Source organism: Streptococcus sp. SG2, assembly GCF_030439925.1.
Classification (GTDB): domain Bacteria; phylum Bacillota; class Bacilli; order Lactobacillales; family Streptococcaceae; genus Streptococcus; species Streptococcus gordonii.
Map to the genome: position 1 here is coordinate 1 of NZ_JAQFJD010000008.1, position 21538 is coordinate 21538.

General features: G+C 41.8%; 11 protein-coding genes. 2 read left to right on the top strand and 9 right to left on the bottom strand.

Going from position 1 to position 21538, the window contains the following annotated elements:
• From PCY09_RS10385 to rpmG, 6 genes are all read right to left on the bottom strand, one after another.
• Window positions 1-1297 (bottom strand): G5 domain-containing protein (locus PCY09_RS10385; RefSeq protein WP_301556719.1); only part of this gene is annotated, 1297 nt, incomplete at its 3' end.
• Between the two features lie 76 nt (window positions 1298-1373).
• Window positions 1374-12320, bottom strand: a complete 10947-nt coding sequence (gene padA, locus PCY09_RS10390; RefSeq protein WP_227250399.1) for an LPXTG-anchored isopeptide-forming adhesin PadA — start codon at window positions 12318-12320, stop codon at window positions 1374-1376.
• Window positions 12321-12384: 64 nt separating this feature from the next.
• Window positions 12385-12948: a TlpA disulfide reductase family protein gene (locus PCY09_RS10395; RefSeq protein WP_125397301.1), complete on the bottom strand. Its 564-nt coding sequence runs from the start codon at window positions 12946-12948 to the stop codon at window positions 12385-12387.
• A 387-nt stretch (window positions 12949-13335) separates the two neighbouring features.
• Window positions 13336-13872 carry a transcription termination/antitermination protein NusG gene (gene nusG, locus PCY09_RS10400; RefSeq protein ID WP_008809929.1) on the bottom strand — a complete coding sequence of 179 codons (537 nt, stop codon included), beginning with the start codon at window positions 13870-13872 and terminating at the stop codon, window positions 13336-13338.
• A 182-nt stretch (window positions 13873-14054) separates the two neighbouring features.
• The gene (secE, locus tag PCY09_RS10405) at window positions 14055-14231 is read right to left on the bottom strand and encodes a preprotein translocase subunit SecE (RefSeq protein ID WP_046164499.1); all 177 of its coding nucleotides are present in this window, start codon (window positions 14229-14231) and stop codon (window positions 14055-14057) included.
• A 9-nt stretch (window positions 14232-14240) separates the two neighbouring features.
• Complete coding sequence (gene rpmG, locus PCY09_RS10410) at window positions 14241-14393, bottom strand: 50S ribosomal protein L33 (RefSeq protein ID WP_008809931.1); 153 nt, start codon at window positions 14391-14393, stop codon at window positions 14241-14243.
• Window positions 14394-14543: 150 nt separating this feature from the next.
• On the opposite strand from rpmG, the gene PCY09_RS10415 reads away from it, so the two are divergent.
• A complete protein-coding gene (locus PCY09_RS10415; RefSeq protein WP_045634790.1) occupies window positions 14544-15458 on the top strand; it encodes a neutral zinc metallopeptidase in 915 nt (304 codons plus the stop codon).
• Between the two features lie 125 nt (window positions 15459-15583).
• Here the strand turns inward: PCY09_RS10415 and pbp2a are convergent, their stop codons facing one another.
• The gene (gene pbp2a, locus PCY09_RS10420) at window positions 15584-17806 is read right to left on the bottom strand and encodes a penicillin-binding protein PBP2A (protein WP_061602302.1); all 2223 of its coding nucleotides are present in this window, start codon (window positions 17804-17806) and stop codon (window positions 15584-15586) included.
• Between the two features lie 149 nt (window positions 17807-17955).
• On the opposite strand from pbp2a, the gene PCY09_RS10425 reads away from it, so the two are divergent.
• The gene (locus tag PCY09_RS10425; RefSeq protein WP_125397302.1) at window positions 17956-18828 is read left to right on the top strand and encodes an RluA family pseudouridine synthase; all 873 of its coding nucleotides are present in this window, start codon (window positions 17956-17958) and stop codon (window positions 18826-18828) included.
• Window positions 18829-19001: 173 nt separating this feature from the next.
• Here PCY09_RS10425 and PCY09_RS10430 read toward each other — a convergent pair whose 3' ends face one another.
• On the bottom strand, window positions 19002-19973 hold the full coding sequence (locus tag PCY09_RS10430; protein WP_125397303.1) for an acyltransferase: 972 nt from the start codon (window positions 19971-19973) through the stop codon (window positions 19002-19004).
• Window positions 19974-20228: 255 nt separating this feature from the next.
• Window positions 20229-21538 (bottom strand): GBS Bsp-like repeat-containing protein (locus PCY09_RS10435; protein WP_301556720.1); only part of this gene is annotated, 1310 nt, incomplete at its 5' end.

Genomic DNA, 21538 nt, shown 5'->3' on the forward strand with positions numbered 1-21538 from the left:
TGCTAACTTGTACGCCATCGGCTTTAGTAACTGTGTAAGTCACTTCCTTCTCTCCATCTACACCTTGAACTTTTACATTTCTTGTGCCTTTTGGTAGAGCTGGATTTTGAACTGTAGAGCTACCATGCTTGATAACTTCTTTTTCTACTACTTCTTCAGTTGTAGTAACTGCACCAGTACCTTCTTCGATGACTTCATCTACAGCTGGTTTTGTCACTTTCTCTGACTTCTTAACCTTGCTAACTTGTACGCCATCGGCTTTAGTAACTGTGTAAGTCACTTCCTTCTCTCCATCTACACCTTGAACTTTTACATTTCTTGTGCCTTTTGGTAGAGCTGGATTTTGAACTGTAGAGCTACCATGTTTGATAACTTCTTTTTCTACTACTTCTTCAGTTGTAGTAACTGCACCGGTACCTTCTTCGATGACTTCATCTACAGCTGGTTTTGTCACTTTCTCTGACTTCTTAACCTTGCTAACTTGTACGCCATCTTCTTTAGTAACTGTGTAAGTTACTTCCTTCTCTCCATCTACACCTTGAACTTTTGTGTTTCTTGTGCCTTTTGGTAGAGCTGGATTTTGAACTGTAGAGCTACCATGCTTGATAACTTCTTTTTCTACTACTTCTTCAGTTGTAGTAACTGCACCAGTACCTTCTTCGATGACTTCGTCTACAGCTGGTTTAATAACTGTTTCAGACTTTTTCACACGGCCTGTTTCCTTGCCATCTGTTAAAGTGATTGTGTAGACAACTTCCTTTTCACCATTGACACCTTGAACTTTTGTGTTTCTTGTGCCTTTTGGTAGAGCTGGATTTTGAACTGTTGAAGATCCATAAAGGATTGGTTCTTTGACTGTAACGTCCTGAGTGGTAATCTCTGGTTGAGGTTTTGGTGATTCACCATTTAGAAGGGCTTGAGCTTTTGATTTTAAAGCTTGGTAACGAGCTTCGTACTTGGCAAAGCCTTTCTTTCCTTCTTCACTCTTGATCGCATTAACTGCAGTAGTATGGTACCCTTCTGCATCTTCCAAAGCATACTGCAAACTTTCCTTAGTATCTGAATCATCTGGATTGAATTCATTGATTGCTTTTTCAAATTCATCCATTTGATTTTTAAAGTTCGCTGCTGCTTGAGCTTCTGCTGCATCTGGAATTTCCTCATCCTCTCCAGGCACTTCCTCTGCATAGACAGTAGGTACATGTGTCAGCTCAGGATATTTATAAACGGCTACTGCTCCCAAAGCATTAACAGCTAGCACTGAGATTCCTAACTTAATTAACTTTTTTCTATCCATAATGATTTTCCTTTAATCTTTTTCCTAATAATACGATAGTAACCAGAAGAGCATAGCTCTCCTGGACTATCTTACATTAATGCTTTGGTTTTCTTCTCAAAAGAAGTCCCATCAGCACAAGGATCATTCCGATAATCACCTCATTTACCATAGTAGCAGAAGTACCTGTTTTTGGCAAGATATTCTTAGGTTTTTCTGGCTCTGGTGTTGGTGCCGGTGGCAAGTCACCCTTAGGCGCTGGTGGCGTATCAGGTGTAGTTGGTGGCGGCGTATTCGGTGTTGTCGGTGGTGTATGTGGTGGTGTTGTCGGCGGTGTATTTGGCTCTGGCGGATAAACGTTTACTGTATTCGTTACTTTCGGTTTATCGTTGAAGGTTACAGTAGCCTTATTCGGAATCTTCGTCTCATTATTCTCTTCATTCCGGTATCTAGGATCAGACAAGTCTGCTCCGTCTTTAATAGATGAATAGATGATGACGCGGAAGGTGCTACCCTTCAAGGCTTCCAAAACAGCCTTATCAGTAACTTCTACGGTAACTTTCTGACCTTCTACAGTTACTTTGGCGATTTTCGCAAGAGCTTCATCCGTGATCTCACCCTTATCATTCACTGTTGTGAATGCTTCGAGAGCTTTTTCGAGTTTCTCTTTGCTCTCTTTCAGTTGTTCAAGGTTCTTATTCAGTTTATCTTGTTCAACTTTTTGTTCTTCAGGTGTTGCGAGGTTACCAGCTTTCGCACCATCTGCTTTCAGTTGTTCCAATTCAGCTTGTGCTGCTTTGAGGCTTTCTTCAAGGGCTGCCACTTCAGCGTTATTGTCTGCTGGAGCAGGTGTCGCTGCGGCATCGCCTGCGTCAGAATCTGAAGCTGGAGCTGGAGTTGCAGGTGCTGCTGCAGCTTTTTCTTTGGCTGCTGCCAATTGAGCCGTTAGCTCTTCTACCTTCTTCTCAGCTTCTGCCAGTTTCTTAGCGAAAGTACTATTTGTCTCTTTACCTTCGAGCTCTTTCAGGTCACTTTCTGCTTTTTCAATCTTAGCAGTAATCTTCGCAATGGCTTCTGCGACTTTATTTTCCTCAACCTTAACAGCTACACGGTCCACTTTCAGAACTTTTTCAAGTTCATCTGTTACCGTAAAGCTATTCAATTCAGTCTTCACATCACGGCCTTGAGCATCTTTGATAGGGTTGCCTGATTCATCAACTGGATCAGTTGGCACCTTCGCTGTCACATCAAAGCGGAAGCCTTCCTTGAGTTCTTTCAGACGGTAAGCAGTTGATGGGTTAGATCCATCAGCCGGACCTACTGTCTTAGCTGGTTCGTTTGGTTTTGGTTCCTCAGGTTTTTCTGGGTCCCGTGGACGAACGGTTACTGGGTTAGATTCTTTTGTGCCGTTCTTGCCATTGCTATCCTTGAAGGCAATTGTCGCCTTGTTTGGAACAGTTTGGTTTTCGTAAGCTGATAAGTCACTATCTGCTTTCAGCTTAGCTGGAATGTAAAGTTGGATTTCTTTATAGCCACTGATACGAGCGAAGTCTTTCACTGTTACAGTAACTGTATTGCCTTCCACTTTTGTTTCCACAGCGTCTGTTGCATAACCATCCACGTAAGCTACAGGAGTTCCTGTAATTTCAAGAACTGGTTCCAAAGTATCCGTAACGGTGAACTCTTTGTAGAGGCGGATATCTTTTGGAATTTGTGTGTTGACATTGTACATGTAAGGAACATCACGGTCAACATCTAGGTGATCCAATGTACGGTTAATCTTCTTCGTAACCTCTGGTCCAGGTTGTTTCGGAACTTCGACCGTAACTGGCTTAGTTTCTTTCTTGCTTGCTGGATTATTGTTAATCAAGTAAGAAGCTGTATTTGGTACAGAGTAGCTATTAGCTGTTTCATATGGAGTTAAGTCTGCGTCCGCTTTAATCTTCGCTTTGAAGGTTACTTGGACTTTCTTACCACCATTTGCTTTGACAGTCTCTTCTGGGAAGGTTACTTCCAGAGTTTGACCGTTTTTCGCTACAGCTGCGTCTGCTTTCTTACCTCCAAGAGTGACTTGGACATCACCAACAAATTCAAGAACATCTTTCAATTCATCGGTAACTGTGAAGCCTGTCGCATCTTGAGGCATAGTTGTATGAATGTTATATGTGAATTCTTCTGTTCGATCTGCAATTGTTTCAGAAGGTTTTGAATTCACATCTTTTTCAATCGGTGGCTGTTCTGGAGATGGAGGAGTGACAGGTACTTCGTTAGAGTCCTTCGTTACAGCTGGTTTGTTAGGGAAGCCAACTGTGTAAGAAGCCTTATTCGGTACTTCTGCCTTGTCTGCTTTCATGTAAGCTGACAAGTTTGCACCCTCTCTGATCTTAGCCTTGAAGTTGAGGACAACTTCTTTACCACCGTTTGCTTTAACCTGGTCTTCTGTCAGGGTCAACTTGATGGTTTGACCGTCTGTTGTAATCTGGTCTGCCTTCAAGTCTTCACCTGCTAGAGTCGCAGATGATTCACCCGCAAACTCAAGAACATCTTCCAGCTTATCGCTGATAGAGAAGGCTGTCGCATCTTGCGGTACAGTAGTCTTCACAGTGTAAGTGAAAACATCGTCACGGTTAGCTAATGTTTCAGCTTCTTTACCGTTTACTTCCTTCTTCAGTTCTGGTTCAGTTGGGGTTGGTGGAATGACTGGAACTGGTTTAGAACTTTGTTCTGTTCCTGGGTCATTGTTAAAGTTGTATTTAGCGGTGTTGTAAATCCGTGTCGTACCATCTTTTTCGATGTAGTCTGACAGGTTTGCTCCCGCTTTGATCTTAGCCTTGAAGCTGACATGAACTGCTTTGCCTCCTAGAGCTTTCGCTTCGTCTTCTGTCAGTTTGACTGTGATCTTCTGTCCTTTAATTGTAATATGGCTGGCATCTAGTGGTTGACCATCTACCGTTGCGCTTGCTTGGCCATTTTCACCTGAGAATTCTAAGACTTTCTCAATCGTATCGTAGACTGCGAAGCCTGTAACATCAAGCGGCACAGTTGTGTCGATGGTGTAGGTGAATTCTTCATCACGAGCTCCTAAGTTCGCTGACTCAGCCTCATTGACCTTCTTCTCAATCGGAGGATTTTCCGGACTTGGAGGAGTCACTGGGACTTCATTAGAATCCTTAGTTACGCCTGGGTTGTTCGGGAAGTCCACTCGGTAGCTTGCCTTATTCGGAATGCTAGTCTTACCATCTTTAATGTAGCCAGATAGGTTGACACCTTGGCGGATCTTAGCTGTGAAGGTTAGGTTCACATCTTTACCACCATTGTTCTTGACTTGTTCTTCGGTTAGATTCACAGTAATGGTTTGACCATTAATTGAGATACGATCGGCATCAAGAGCTTGGCCATTTAGGCTAGCAGTCGCACGACCTGTTCCATCTGCAAATTCAAGAACGTCTTTCAGTTCATCATTGATAGAGAAGGCTGTTGCATCAAACGGTACTTTCGTATTGATGTGGTAAGTGAACTCATCGTTACGGTTAGCCAGTGTTTCCTCTTCCTTACCATTGACATCCTTCTTAATTTCAGGTTCTTCTGGAGTTGGAGGAGTTACTGGTACTCTGTTTGAATCCTTATGGATTTCTGGACGATTTGGGAAGCCTGCTGTGTAAGAAGCTGTATTCGGGATGCTAGTCTTACCTTTTTCAATGTAGTCAGACAAGTTTGCACCTTCACGAATCTTAGCCTTGAAGGTCAAGGTTACTTCCTTACCACCATTTGCTTTCACTTCGTCTTCTGTCAGAGCCATAGAGATTGTTTGGTCTGCAACATTGATACGGTTGGCATCAATTTCTTGACCATCAAGAGTCGCTGTTGCTTGACCTTTCTCGCCTGAGAATTCTAATACTGGGACAAGAGTATCTGATACTGAGAAGGCTGTCGCGTCTTGAGGTACAGAAGTTGTTACTTTATAAGTAAACTCTTCATAACGTTCTTTCAGCGTTGCTTCTGGCTGACCATTCACTTCTTTCTTAATACCAGGTTCTTCTGGGCTTGGTGGAATCACTGGAACTGGTTCTGTGCTCTTTTCTGTCTTCGGATCATCGTTAATGATGTATTTAGCAATGTTAGGGATCCGAGTTACGCCGTCTGCTTCAATGTAGCCTGCCAGGCTGACATTCTTACGAATCTTAGCCTTGAAGCTTACATGAACAGCTTTATTGCCGTATTTCTTCACTTGATCCTTCGTCAGAGTCACTGTCAGAACTTGTTTATCTACAGTGATTTGTGAATCTTCGATCACATCTTTGTCACCATCTACTGTGACTTCTGCTTGGCCTTTCTTACCTGAGAATTCAAGAACGTCTTTCAATTCGTCGGTAATCTTGAAGCCAGTCGCATCGACAGGTACTTTCGTATCGATGGTGTAAGTGAACTCTTCGTCACGGCTGTCCAGAGTTGCAGATGGCTTGTTATTAACCTTCTTCTCAACTGGTGGATTTTCTGGTGATGGAGGAGTCACTGGGACGATGTTTGAATCTTTCTCAACTTTTGGACGGTGTGGGAAGTTAGCCACATAAGACGCCTTGTTAGGTACACGCGTTGCGCCGTCTGCTTCGATGTAGTCTGCTAGGTTAGCACCTTCACGAATCTTAGCTTTAAAGTTGAGGACAACTTCTTTACCACCGTTTGCTTTGACTTGTTCTTCAGTCAACTCAGCACTGATGGTTTGGTCTTTCAGCTTGATTTGTTTTGCATCCAGCTTTTCACCATTGAGTGTGAGAGATGCTTCTGCATCTTCGCCTGCAAATTCAAGTACTGGAACTAAACTATCGCTGATAGAGAAGGCTGTCGCATCTTGCGGTACAGTTGTCTTCACAGTGTAAGTGAAGACATCGTCACGGTTAGCTAATGTTTCAGCTTCTTTACCGTTTACTTCCTTCTTCAGTTCTGGTTCAGTTGGGGTTGGTGGAATGACTGGAACTGGTTTAGAACTTTGTTCTGTTCCTGGATCATTGTTAAAGTTGTATTTAGCGGTGTTGTAAATCCGAGTCGTACCATCTTTTTCGATGTAGTCTGACAGGTTTGCTCCCGCTTTGATCTTAGCCTTGAAGCTGACATGAACTGCTTTGCCTCCTAGGGCTTTCGCTTCGTCTTCTGTCAGTTTGACTGTGATCTTCTGACCTTTAATGGTAATGTGGCTGGCATCTAGTGGTTGACCATCTACCGTTGCGCTTGCTTGGCCATTTTCACCTGAGAATTCTAAGACTTTCTCAATCGTATCGTAGACAGCGAAGCCTGTAACATCAAGCGGCACAGTTGTGTCGATGGTGTAGGTGAATTCTTCATCACGAGCTCCCAAGTTAGCAGATTCAGCCTCATTGACCTTCTTCTCAATCGGTGGATTTTCCGGATTTGGAGGAGTCACTGGGACAATATTTGAATCTTTATGGAAGTTAGGATCGTTAGGGAAGGCAGCGTTATAAGACGCTTGGTTATTAATGACTGTCTTACCTTTTTCAATGTAGCCAGACAGGTTGGCACCTTGGCGGATCTTAGCCTTGAAGGTCAGAATAACTTCTTTACCACCATTGTTCTTGACTTGATCTTCTGTCAGAGTCAAGGTGATCTTTTGATCAGCGATAGAGATACGGTCTGCTTCTAAAGCTTCTCCATTGAGAGTAGCACTTCCAGCATCCGCAAACTCTAGAACATCCTTAATAGTGTCATCGATAGAGAAGGCTGTTGCATCAAACGGTACTTTTGTCTTCACTTTATAAGTAAAGATTTCGTCACGGTTAGCAAGAGTCGCTTCTTTTGCATCATTAACAGTCTTTTCAATCTCTGGTTTTTCAGGACTTGGAGGAGTCACTGGTACGATATTTGAATCTTTATGAACTCCAGGATTGTCTGGTAAATCTACATTATAAGAAGCTTGGTTATTGATAACAACTTTGTCACCAACGATATAGGCAGCCAAGTTGGCATTTGGACGAATCTTAGCCTTGAAGGTTAACTTGATTTCCTTATCTGCATTGGCTTTCAGTTCTTCTTGGTTCAGTGTAACTGTGATTGTTTGACCATTGATCGTGATATGATCATCTGACAGTTTCTTACCATCTACAGTCGCTTCAGCCTGACCTTTCTCACCTGAGAAGTCCAAAACATCTTTCAAAGTATCAGTGATGTTGAAGGCTGTTGCCTCATAAGGAATCTTGGTTTTTACATGATAAGTGAATTCTTCATCACGTGCTTCCAAGGTTGCTTCTGCCTTATCATTGACATCTTTTTCAATCGGTGGTTGTTCTGGAGATGGAGGAGTTACTGGTACTTCATTGGAATCCTTATGGAACTTAGGATTATGATCGATATCATAAGAAGCCTTGTTCGGAATACGGATGCCTTGACCAGGAACTAGGTAATCCAGAAGGTTTGCTCCTTCACGGATTTTAGCCTTGAAGGTTACTTCGATAGACTTGCCAGCATTAGCTTTCACTGCTTTTTCTGCAAAGGCCACTGTCAAGGTATTCTTATCAGTAGAAATAGTAGCTTGATCATTGGCAGCCTTGCCGTCAATCTTCACTTGAACATCGCCCTTGTTGCCAGCGAATTCAAGAACGGACTTCAGTTCATCTGTTATAGTGAATTCAGTCGCATTTGATGGCATTGCTGTATTCAGACTATAAGTGAATTCTTCAAGACGGGTTTGCAGATTGTAACTGTCTGCACCGTTAACCTTCTTCTCAATTTCTGGAGTGTTTGGTGGTGGCGGTGTAACAGTAACTGGGTTAGAGAATTTCTCTGTTTCTGGATTGTCATTGACCACAAAGCTAGCTTTATTTGGAATCGCTGCTTTATCTCCATTTGGATACTTAGCAACTAATTGGTCAACTGTGTAGCCAGATTTAATCTTAGCATCGAAGGCCACTTGAACAGCCTTGCCTGCATATTTCTTGACTTGATCCTTATCGAAGGTAACTGTCAGTTTTTGGTCTTTCTTCGCAACCGTCACATCTGTCACGGTTTGACCATCAATCGTTACAGTCGCATCTCCATCAAAGGTCAAGACTTCTTCCAAGGTATCAGAAAGTACAAACTTATCTGCTACAGTTGGAACTTTTGAATCCACTGTATACTTGAAGGTGCTTGTTAAGCTTGCCAAGTCTTCTTGATCCTTACCATTTACTTTCTTCGTAATTGGTGGAGGAGTCACTTTAACTGGCTCTGTTTCTTTTTCCTTAGACTCGTTATTCTTATTAGTATAAGTAATCTTAGCCGTGTTTGGAATTTCTGGAAGAACAGATTCTTTCTTCACTTTAGCGTGGATAACCAACTCGATTTCTTTATTCGCAAGGGCACTTGCTTTAGCAAAGTCCTTCATCGTTGCTGTAACAGTATTTCCTGAAACAGTAATATCGAAGAATTTCTTGGCTTCTTCAGAAATGCTTGGTTCTGGGTTCACCACTCCAAGATTTTCATCTAGAGTATCGGTGATGACAAATGATTTGTATGTATCAATATCATTTGGCAAAGTAGTCTTAATATTGTAGGTGAAGTCTGTTTCCGCAGCAATCGTCGCATTATCTTGATCACCGTTAATCTTCTTAGAAACATTTGGTTCTGTTGGTGGAGTAACCGTTACAGGAATTGTTTCTTTTTCACCTTTATGGTCGTTCTTGTCCTTGAAGCTAAATGTCGCCTTGTTTGGAATGTTAGAACGAGTGACACCGTCATTAATTTTCGCTGGGATAACCAGTTCAATTTCTTGACCAGCTAGGGCACTTGCTCCGGCAAAGTTTTTCATTGTTGCCGTTACTTTTTGGCCGCTGACAGTCACATCAAAGAAGTCTGCAGCAGGTCCGCTGATAACTGGTTTATCTGTACCTTCATTAATAACGCTTAACTCATCTTCCAAGGTATCGGTAATCACAAATTCTTTGTAGGATGTGATATCACTTGGAAGTGTAGTCTTAACATTGTACTTGTATGGCTGACCAGTTGCAATATCCAAGTGATCCAAGTTTTCATTGATCTTCTTAGTTACTGGTGGAGGAGTCACTGTTACTGGATTAGACTCAACTTCCTTAGCCACATTGTTTTCATTAGTAAATGAAATCTTAGCCTTGTTTTCAATAGTCTTACCTGTCACACCAGCTTTAACTTTTGCTGGAATCGTCAGTTCAACGAATGAATATTTCGCGAGTTCTGCGAACTTACCTTCTTTAACTGTTGCAGTAACAGTTTGGCCGTTTGTTTGGATTTCAAATACATCTGCCAATGGACCGCTGATGCTTGCTTGTCCATCAAGTTCAAGATCGGCATCCAGCTTATCGCTAATGACAAATTTCTTGTAGCCTGATACATCACTTGGCACAGCTGTTGTGATGTTGTAAGTGTATGGTTGACCATCGAAGGTTACCAGACTATCCAAGGTATTGTTAATCTTCTTAGAAACTGTTGGTTCTTTTGGTTTCGGTGGAGTAACCGTTACTTCTTTCGAAGTTTTCTTCTTATCATTTAGAATAACATCAGCTGTATTCGGAATGTTTACCGCACCATTCTTCTTATATTTAGAAAGGTCAGCGCCCGGACGAATCTTAGCTTTGAAGATCAGTTCGATTTCCTGTACTTCACTTCCACCACGACGAGAGATCAAACGGTTCAGTGTAGTCAATTGATCCTTGTCTAATGTAATCTCAATTGTTTGACCATTGATTGAAATCGCTTTGGTTAAACCACTGTAAGACTTACCTGATACTGTTACTTTAGCTGAATTTGGTACAATTTCAAGTTCGTCTACAACTGTATCTGTCAGGGTGAACTTGTCAGCAATACCTGGCCATGGAGCAGTTACCTTGTATTCAAACTCTTCGCCATCTGCTTGTAGACCTTCGTGTTCTTTTTCGTTAACCTTCTTGTCTACTTCTGTATCAAGTGGTGGTTTAACATAAATTGGGTTTGAACGACGAATCGTACTTGCCTTGTCTTTTGTCTTGGCGTGGGCATCTTGGTTTGGCGAATCATCTTCACCATTCCACATGATGTTACCTTGGTTAACTAAACCGTAACCATTGTTGTTTTGTAAGATTGCCAAGTAAGCCTTGCTAGCTTGGTTCTTACGATACTCTTCTTTCAGGCGGACTGTCATTTTCAGTTTCGCCTTCTTCATGATCAGGTAATTATAATCCTTACCTTGCGCGGGCACATCCGCTACAACGACGCTTTGTGAGTTGCCTCCAGCATCCTTTTGCGTTACCACACGAGTTGGCCAGCTTTGTCCATCTGGACCTTGAGCAGAATGACTCACCACTTCCAAGCGGTAGTCAATTGGGTCTGTCAACATAACGTTCTTTTCAAATTCGTAAGGAACGTTATTGAAGTTGTAATCAACTGTGTAAGTGAACTCTTCGTCCTTCTTACTTAGTTGTGCAGAATAAGATGGTTTCTTAGTCAACTCCAACGGATCCTTAATGACACCAATGTCGTTGCTAGCGTCCGCATCTTTCACAGTCTTCGTTGCACTTGGATAACAGTATTCCAATTTTTGAACTTCTACTGTTTGGTTCCGACCACCAATTTTAGGTGTTTCGTGTTCACCTGCTTTAAATGTACCAGTCAATTCTGGAACTGTGATTTCTTCCTTCTCTGGAACATAATTCTCAGGAGGATCCACTTCGTTTTCTTCATCTGTCTCAGGTGCGCGAGCTTCCTTACTCAAGTCATAGTCAAAGCTGTTTTTACCTGGATTGAAGACACTATCTGGAACAGAGATTTTAACCTTGTTACCAGTCTGTGTGATTGTACCACGGATTTCCTTGTTAGGATCTGTTACTTTCGGAACGATCTTCTTGCCATTGATTCGGATGGCATCTACCTTGTAGCCTTCAGTAATATCAAACTCACCAGTGATGTCATCTTTAATTAAGGCAGCCATCACAGATTCTAAAATTCGACTTGAGAATTTATTGATATCCTTTTGTTCGTTGACATAGAAAGATGTATTTTTACCATTCACTTCTTTGTCTGGCGAAGCCATTGATTGCAGTGCATCATGGAAGATGGCTTGCACTGAACGGTTGTCCCCAATGTTTATTGTGTTACCGAAACCATTCAGGTAAGCTGGACCATATTGATAATTCTTCTCAGTAAATCCTTCAACACGTTCCCAGAAACCAATAACGACAGAACCTTCTGAGCCAACCGCTGCTTTCAGCTGATTACCAGCCGCTTTCAACTCGTTAGCACGCCCCATAATATCTTGAGCCGCTTCTGGATAGCTCTGAACGCCCCAAGCTCGTTGAAGTGCATCCGATCTTGTCCAACTTTTATCCATTACAACTGTGTTAGTCCCTGGCAGACGGTAACCATTGGCTACTCCATCCGTTACCAGGAGGAAGACTGTCTTACGACCGTTTTCCATATTCCCCTTGGCACTGTTGTACTGATTAAGCGTATCTTGAATGGCTGGAACAGTTGGGGTTCCACCATCAACAGCAATATTATCAATAAAGTTATGAACTTTATTTTGATCGCTTGTTAAGCCACTATTTCGATAGGTATAGTTTTTACCAGTTGAATTTGCATCAGTATATACATTCGCAGGGTTACCACTGAAATCATTATTTTCAAAGTAACGCACCTGATCCAAACCTTGGTAAGAAGCTACGAAAACGCGGTCAGTTGTCTGAGGGTCGTCAGTCTTAACGAGATGAGGATCGTTCTCATCGTATTGTTCCGGACTCACATATGTTGTCAAACGTTTAAGAGCACGTTTTACACTTGGAATAGTTTCTCGGAATGATCCACTGGCATCCTGCAGGATGACCAAGTCAATTGGTTTCCGCGGAACTTTCCAGTTCGTTGCGTCCGTTTTTTCAATCTTACGATAACACCCATTTTGTGTAATCGTTGTATGCTCATCAATCCGTCTCGTCTCAATATTCAGAGGATCATCAGCTCGAACAACTGAATTCCCTAGATTCAAGACGCTGGATGGCATTGACATCAACAGGACGGTAAATAGTATTAAAACCTTTTTCAAAAAATCTTTCATGCTATTTTAAAGCCTATATAATAGTAGAAACTTTTATACAAGCTCTCCCTTCTCTTTCTTTTATTTAAATCTCTTCTAGCTGTTTTTCAAGCGCTGCTTCATCGTGAAAGTCTGTCATTACTTTCTTGACCTTTTGATTCTCATCGACTAGATAAATCGTGGGGATAGATTGAACATGGAGGATATCCGCCGCTCGCTCATCTGTGTCATAGTAATATGGGAAAGTATAATCTTTTTCACTGATATACTGATCCGCTCTTTCTTTCGTTTCTCTTTTGGAATCAAGCATATCCAACATAACAAAATGAATTCTACCTTTATACTTTTCATATACTTTTTGAATCTCTGGTAACTGTTTTTGACAATCTGGACACCAGCTAGCCCACTCTACTACCAGCATGGGTTTATTATAAAACTCTGCACTCTTCTTTTGATACCCTGCTTGGTCTACCATTTCAAACTCTGGCAACTGGTCTCCTGTCAGCTCATGTTCTACAGCTGAACTACCATCCTTCTGTGTCGATCCTTTGTTATGCCTGTTAGGACCAGCAATGTAAAACAAAGCAAAGATCGCTACCAGAATGACACCAACAGTCAAAAAAGGTAGCCACCACTTTTCCTTTAACATATTCCCTCCTAGTTAGATTCCGTCTCTATCGAATTTTGACATAAGAGCAAGCACTGTACAAATATCCGTCTTTTTTTACTCAAAAAAACATGAAAAAAGCCGTCATATACAATGCGCCAATTATATAGTTATTATACCAGTTTTATTTGAGCATATCAAGATTTTAAACTGAAAATCAAGCAAAATACTTTGAAAGATTACACTATTTATTAAAAGGAAATCGATTGCCTAAAAACTTAAAATTGTCAGAATTTTTTAGTTATTTTTATTTGCTTTTTGGGACCTATACTCAGGCCAGTTGAAGACTGTTTTTTAGCCTTTATCATGAATAGTAGCCACTTGAATGCAAAAATAAAAAAGCAGATGGTGATCTGCTTTTTGTTTCTATTATAATTCTGCGATTTGGTTCAGGTTTACTTCTGCAATGGTGTCATTTCCAAACATAGAGATGACCATCTTAACTTTATTATTGTCAATCTCAGTAATTTTACCTGTATAATCTGTAAAGGCTCCGTCAATAATCCGAACGGTATCGCCAACCTTGACATGAATGTCAAATTCTTGCACGGTTTGACCCATAGAGATCAGAATGTTACGGATTTCTTCTTCCAAGAGCGGAGTCGGTTTCGAGCGGTTTCCGTGAGATCCAACAAAACCTGTTACGTTAGGAGTATTACGGACAACAAACCAAGCCTCATCGGTCATGACCATTTCTACCAAAACATAACCTGGGAAGCGATTCTCTTCGATTTCCTTGGTCTTGCCATTTTTCTCTACTTGCACAGTCTGAGTAGGGATTTCCACGCGCAAGATGTTTTCTAACATATTATATGTCTGAGCGCGTTGCAAGAGATTTTCTTTCACCTTGTTTTCATATCCAGAGTAGGTCTGCAGTACAAACCAGCCTTTATCAAAACTATCCATTTTATTTCCTTTCTTTTTTAGCAATTGTTAGTTTAAAAATCATAAACTAAAACACTATAAAAAAGCCTAATGGCTTTTTCCGTTTTCTATAGCTTTATTATATCATAAAAACAGGGAATGCCAAGAAGTTTACTGATAATTTATCAAAAAAGACTGGGGGAATTTCCCAGTCTCTAATCGACTTAAAAGAGATTCAACAAACGAAGCAGTCCGTGAGATACCAATAAGTCAAATAAATAGATAACCACAACAAAGAAGGCTGTATATTCCATAATCGAAATAAAATCAATCCAGCTTTGCTTGCCTGTCGGCCATGTTGTATCTTTTAAAAGTGCAAAAGTGTCCTTAAGAAATTTCACAACTCTCTCCTATCTTGTTTCTTTATGAATAGTGTATTTATTACAATGTTTACAAAACTTATTTACTTCTAGACGTTTTGGTTTTGGCGTACTACTCAGTTTTATTGAGTAATTTCTCGATCCACAAACCGTACACGCCAGACTTGCTTTTTTTAATGCCATAACGCCTCCATCTTTCCAATTATAGCAGGATTTTCTTCTTTTGACAAGGTCTGGGCGTCAATCCTTTGAAGCTTTTTTACTTCATCTAACGAACAGCTATTATTTTCGCTAGTGATTTGGTAAAATAGATGTCATAAAGGAGATGAAAACGTGAAAACTGATCATTTAAAAGAAAGTAATAATATTGAAGACCGTCGCAACGAAGGGGGATCGGCTAGTTACGGATCAGGCAATGCTCGACTTGGAAACGGAATATTGCGAATCCTGCTAGCACCAGGCAGTTTTAAAAGCAAGCTTGTCCTAATACTACTCTTACTTTTCTTAGGGGGTGGTGCTGGTTTATCTGGCATATTTGACACAGGGACTTCTCACCACTATGAGTCCACCCAAGTTTCCCAGCAAAGCCATACTCAGGTCAATGATAAAGACGCCCAATTTGTCAGCAAGGTCTTAGGGACTACAGAAGTTTTTTGGACTCAAACCTTTGAAAAAGAAGGAAGAACCTATTATAAGCCCAAATTGGTCTTCTACACTGGTCAAACCAGGACTGGTTGTGGGGTCGGCCAGGCCTCTGCTGGACCTTTTTACTGTCCTAACGACCAAAAAATTTACCTGGATATTCGCTTCTACCAAGAGCTGACTACTAAGTATCGGGCAAGTGGTGACTTTGCCATGGCTTACGTTATCGCGCACGAAGTTGGACACCATATCCAAAACCAACTAGGAACACTTCAATCCTACCAGCAAATGGTGAGAGGAAAGTCAGAAAAGGAGAAGAATGCTCTAAATGTTCGTTTGGAACTTCAGGCGGACTACTACGCTGGGGTCTGGGCTCGTTATATTGAACAAGAAAACTTACTAGATGTTGGCGATATTGAGGAAGCACTTAATGCAGCCCATGCAGTCGGAGACGACACTTTGCAAGAACAGGCCTATGGCTATTCTGTGCCTGATAGCTTTACACACGGAAGTGCGGAGCAACGTATGCGTTGGTTCAAACGTGGTTATCAATATGGAGATTTTGAACATGGCGACACCTTCAGTGTACCTGAAAAAGACCTTTAGGAAAATCCTAAAGGTCTTTTTATCTGATTGACTTACTGTGACATATACTTCTTGATTGATGACCCCAGACTGGAGCCTCAAGAGATAGACTTTTATAACTAATTCCATCTATTGAGATAAGAAACTTACCAACCAAACCAGCTCTTGACTGTATCCCAAGCATTTTTAGCTTTACCTGGAATATCTGCCTCTTCGATAGCATTTTTAGCTTGATCGACAATCTCTTTTGCCTTGTCCTGTACACCTTGTAAGAAATCATTGCCGCCTTGATTCTCGGTATTTCCAGTGCCATAGGTGTCTACCGGAGCAATACCATTTTGAGCATAGGTATTCTTTTCAGAGAATTTGGTTCCTTCCGTGTATGGCAAGACGCTATTGGCTACATTTCGGAAAATCACAGAAGCCTCGTTAGCACTGGTTCCTGTCAGGTAGTGGTTTTCATCTGTCTTTGGAAATCCTAGCCACTGACTGATAACAACATCAGGTGTGTAGCCAATGACCCACTGGTCTCCAGATAAGTCAGGGTTGAAGTCTGTCTCAGTCGTCCCTGTCTTACCTGCCATCGTATAATTATATGGCGCTGCGTAGATACCCGTTCCGTTTGAGAAGGTTCCTAACATCATACTGGTCATCTTTTTCGCAGTTGACTGATTGAGGACTCGAGTGGAGCTAGACTTGTGGGTCTTAACAATTTGACCACTAGCGTTTTCAATCTTAGTGATCAAGTGGGCATCATGCATGACACCATCATTCGCAAAAGCAGAGTAGGCCTGAGCCATTTGGAGAGGATTGGTATTCACACCTGCTCCCAATGCTACACTGAGATTTTGCTCAACCTTTTTCATATTCAGACCAAACTTTTGACCATATTCAAAAGCTTTCTCTATACCCAACTCTTTAACTGTTGCTACCGCTGGGATATTCAGAGAATCCGCCAAGGCCTGATACATAGGCACTGTCGGGCTGGTTTGAATGCCACCATAGTTATTGACAGTATAAGATCCATAGGTCGTTGTAGTATTGTCTAGCTCTTTATCAGTTGACCAACCAGCAGCGATCGCTGGGCTATAAACAACCAGTGGTTTAATGGTCGAACCTGGACTACGAGCTGACTGGGTTGCATAGTTAAAGGAACGGAAACCGGCCGTCTGACTGTTAACCCGACCGACCAGGGCTCTTACCCCTCCAGTCTTGGGATCTAAGGCCACACTTCCCGATTCTGCTCGTGTTCCATCCACTTCTGAAACAGGGAAGAGACTCTCGTTACTATAAATAACCTGCATGCTGGCCTGGTAGTTTTGATCCAGCTCAGTATAGATGCGATAGCCATTCTTGATGATATCCTCTTCTTTTAGACCATAGTCATGAATGGCTTCGTTAATGACAGCATCAAAATAGGATGGATAGCGGTAATCTTCAGACTTCCCAGCATAGGCATCCACCAACTGGCTACCAAGACCGTTCGCTGCTGCTTGATCAGCTGTTGCTTTGTCAATATAGCCAGCTGCAACCATATTATTCAGAACTGTATCCCGGCGATTGGTCGCATTTTCAACTGAGTACAAGGGATTGTATATCTCTGGCCCCTTGAGCATACCGGCCAGTGTAGCTGCTTGATCGAGAGACAGTTGGCTAGCTGATACTCCAAAGTATTTCTTGCTGGCATCCTCTACTCCCCAGACACCATTACCAAAGTAAGAATTGTTCAGATACATGGTCAGAATCTGATCTTTACTGTATTTTTTGGTTAATTCTAGAGCTAGGAAAAACTCCTTGGCCTTCCGCTCGATGGTCTGGTCCTGAGAAAGATAAGCATTTTTGGCCAACTGCTGAGTGATGGTCGAGCCACCGCCCGACCGGCCCGCTGTCAAAATTGCTAGGAAGAAGCGACCATAATTAATCCCGCTATTTTTGTAGAAGGAGCGGTCTTCAGTTGCAATAACAGCATTCTGCAAGTCCTTGCTGATCTGATCCAATTCGACATAGGTCCCTTTTTGACCTGTCAAACTACCCGCTTCTTGACCATCTTTATCATAGATCATCGTAGTTGCCTTCAAGGCATTTTGCAAGTCGTTGACATTAGTGGTCTTGGCCACATAAAAGAGATAACCTCCCGTCACCAGCCCAAATCCCAGACCTAAAATCAAGATAATCTTGGTCAGATGGTACCTACGCCAAAAACGTCGGAAGGGTCCTTGGCCTTTTGAAGACGTTCGCTTAGCTGAGCGGCCTGATCGAGACAGACGTGGTTCCGCACTTGTATCTGTCTCCTCTGCAGACTCAGCTGGTGAATCTTCTTTCTTAAAATGTTGAATTAAGGTTTCAAAAATATCATTTAGCTTTTTCATAACCCTTATTTTATCACCTTCCCAGAGAGTATACAAGAAAGTGCTGTTCCATAGGGCCTTCCTTTTAGAATTTTTTAAGAAATAGCAGAGCTTCTACCTTTTTTTGATGCTAGCTTTCAAAGTTCTGCTCTTTTTGTTAAAATAAAGGCATGCAATTTAACTTTCAAATCCCTGAAAAAATGCCCACTATGAGCATAAAAGAACTACTGGAAGACTATTTCCTCATTCCCAGAAAAATCCGCCATTTCCTTCGGACAAAAAAGCATGTCTTGGTCAATAATCAAACTATCAATTGGCAAAGCAAGATTCAGGCAGGCGATCTCTTGTCGCTGACCTTTGATGAAGAAGATTACCCAGCAAAAGATATCCTTATGGGGCAACCAGAACTTGTCCAGGAACTCTACCAAGACCAATATCTCATCATCGTCAACAAACCTGAAGGCATGAAAACTCACGCCAATGAGCCGACCGAACTAGCTCTGCTCAATCATGTATCTGCCTATGTTGGAGAGACCTGCTATGTAGTTCACAGGCTTGATAAGGAGACCAGTGGCGCTGTTCTCTTTGCTAAAAATCCCTTTGTCTTACCTATACTCAACCGCCTACTGGAAAACAAGGATATCCAGCGAGAATACTGGGCTTTAGTAGATGGTAAATTTATCGAAAAAAACAGAATATATAAGGACAAAATCGGCCGCGACCGCCATGATCGGAGAAAACGGCTGGTTGACAACAAACAGGGCCAATACGCCGAAACGCAAGTGACTCGCTTAAAAAGCTTTGGTCAAAAAACTCTTGTCAAATGCCAACTCAAAACTGGTCGTACCCATCAGATCCGTGTCCACCTATCCCACCACGGCTTTCCCTTGGTCGGCGATCCTCTGTATCATCCACAGCCCCAAGGTCGTCTCATGCTTCACGCCCACCGACTGAGCTTTGTCCATCCCTTTACTTTAGAAAAAATCAGCCTTGAAGCTCCATCTAAAAGTTTTGAAGAAGGGCTAAAAAAGCTGAAATCATAAGAAAACGTTACTAGTAAACGCAAATCTAATCGAACTAAGCCTCCAGGCATCATAACCAAGTACGCAGAGACCTCCGCTCCTTTCGCCTTAATAGATGCAAGAAAAAAGCAACAGAAAAATCTGTTGCTTTTTCTTTGGTGTCAGAAAGCGATTCGATCTCCTATCTTGCCTTACTAAGCTGGCAGCAGGCTGATAATTCTGGGTCTGATGATTTTCTGAAAGGCCATACTCAGAAGATATGACAGCAAGAGAATGATAAAAAATCCAAAACTGTATATGCCATTCCGGGGCATTAATTGCCTAAAGATGAAGATGATGAACGGATGAATAATATAAATCATAGTGGCATATCGCTTGGCGATATTGTTCAAAATCGGAACATCAATATTGGTCCCGTTTCTGATCGCATAGAGGAAAATCGCACTAGATGATAAAAGAGTGCTGGGGTAGAGGTCGTGCTCCGTCCCCATAAAACAGTATTCAAGCAGAATCAAACCTATTATTCCCAAGCTAATAGCCCATTTCCTGACAGACGATAAGTCGTAGGCTAAAATCCGTTCTCGATGCTTGGCAAACTGCATCCCCATAATGAAAAAGGGAAGACCCATAAACAGGAAATTTCGATAGTAAAGGGTACTGTTGGTATTGAACTCGATACAAAAAGCCAGAGCCAACAAAATCAGAGACACGCCAAAGGTGGTCAGGCGGTGGAAATACTTATAAAAAAGGAGATAAAGCCCATAAATATAAGAAATAGCCAACAAATACCAAGTCGGAGTAGCAGCTGGACCAATCAAATCCCTAGGACTGTTAAAAAAGAAGAAATTGGCAAAATCAGACAGGTCTATAGTTGCCATCTTTTCCGCTAGCTCTCCCGACAGTACTAAGTCAATAAAATGCACAATCGAGTAAAATATCAGACTAGCGATTGTCAAAAGCAACATTTGCTTGAGACGATACTTTACCTTTTCTCTAGAAATGTTAAAGGAAAAATAACCCGACAGCATCATGAAAAAGGGTACTGCAAAACGGGCCACAATCTGATAAAAAACACCAAATTCCCCTGGTAACAAAAAGTGCAAAGAAACGATACTAAAACAGGCTAGGGCCTTAACAGCATGCAAAGTTGTATTTTCTGTCTTCATGCAGACATTATAGCATGTTCAATGTTACAATCTATCAAGACCAGATGACACAAGCATTAAGAATCATATCATTTGATGACAACCACCTTTCTTCTTATCCTATAAACCATCATTTTCTATAGCACCTACAAGTAATGAAATCAATGAAAAACCTGCCCTATCAAACTCCAAAATAGCACTTCTAGAGATTTTCAGACCTATAAGTAAAAAGGCCGAGGAAAGTATGCCCTAGGGCACCTTTCTTCAACCTTTTGTTTATTGATAATGTGGTCTTGCAAATCCTCGAATATTACCATGACCAACCCGATAGGTATTTCTTCTCACAACTCCGTTGCTTGAATTTCCTTCGATTGTATGAATCCATCCATTCTCTACTCTCTCAACAATACCTATATGATCCGCCCAGCCATCATTTTGCTGGGTATCTTTATCCCAGTTGAAAGTAATAATATCACCTGATTGAGGAGTCGTAGTCCCATCTTCATTCCAAATCCCTAATTTTTTAAAGATCTGAATATGGCGTTCAACTCCACACTCTCGTCCTACTAAATGACTAAGACCTTCTCGTTGGAAAACAACTGTAACAAATACATCGCACCAATCATCTGTATTCTTTACAGCGTAGCCGACTGGTAAAGGTTTCACACTGTTATAATCCGCTACCATGCGCTGATGAGCTGCACTACCCGTTGACGTACCTACCAGATTTGCAGCTGCACGAATAACTCTATTTTTTTGATCTGTCACTTGTTGTGGAATCAATCTGGTTTGCCCTAGGTTAAATCCTTCCACACTGCCATCCGTATAATCAACATATACGTGAGTCGTGTAATCACCTTGTTTGTTACCGTGGTTGACCGCTGTAATCCCAATCTCAGTATGACCACCAGCAGGAGTCTGCGTATACCAAGACAAATTTTCTTGATGTGCTTGAGACCATACAGCTGCGCGAATATTTTTAATTCGTTTCCCTTGGGAAGATTGATCCACCGCAACGGTAAATGTGCCCGTCTGAGAATTTACGTCTTTAATATAAGCTTTCGTCTTATGCGTTAGATTACGGTACTCTACCTGCGTTGTAGTCGAATGGACTCCTATACGACTACCATCATTCTGGATGTAGTAAAGGTGAACGTGATAAGTACCAGTAGAATTCTTGTGATTTTCTGCCTTGACGCTAGCCTTATAGCTACCATCTGATTGACGAGTCGCACTGTACCAGATCAAGTCATCTTGTCCGCCTTGGTCAGACCAAACGGGAACTTGAACCGCTTGGACTCCTTTCGGACTGAAGACGTCTGATATAACGACATCAAAGCTCCCTACCTCTGGGTTCTTATTGGTAATGGTTAAGGTACCAGTCACCTTGCTTTGATGAACAGTAGTAGCCGTACCCGTTACAAATTCTTTTGTTCCTGTCGCTGTGACATAATAGACGTGAGACAGATACTTCCCTTGGGAATTTTTATGATCGCTAGCTTTAATCGTCGCTCGGTAGCTACCATCTGCTTGTTTTACTGCCTTGTGCCAAACCAGATCATCCTGACCGTTGACTTCTGACCAGG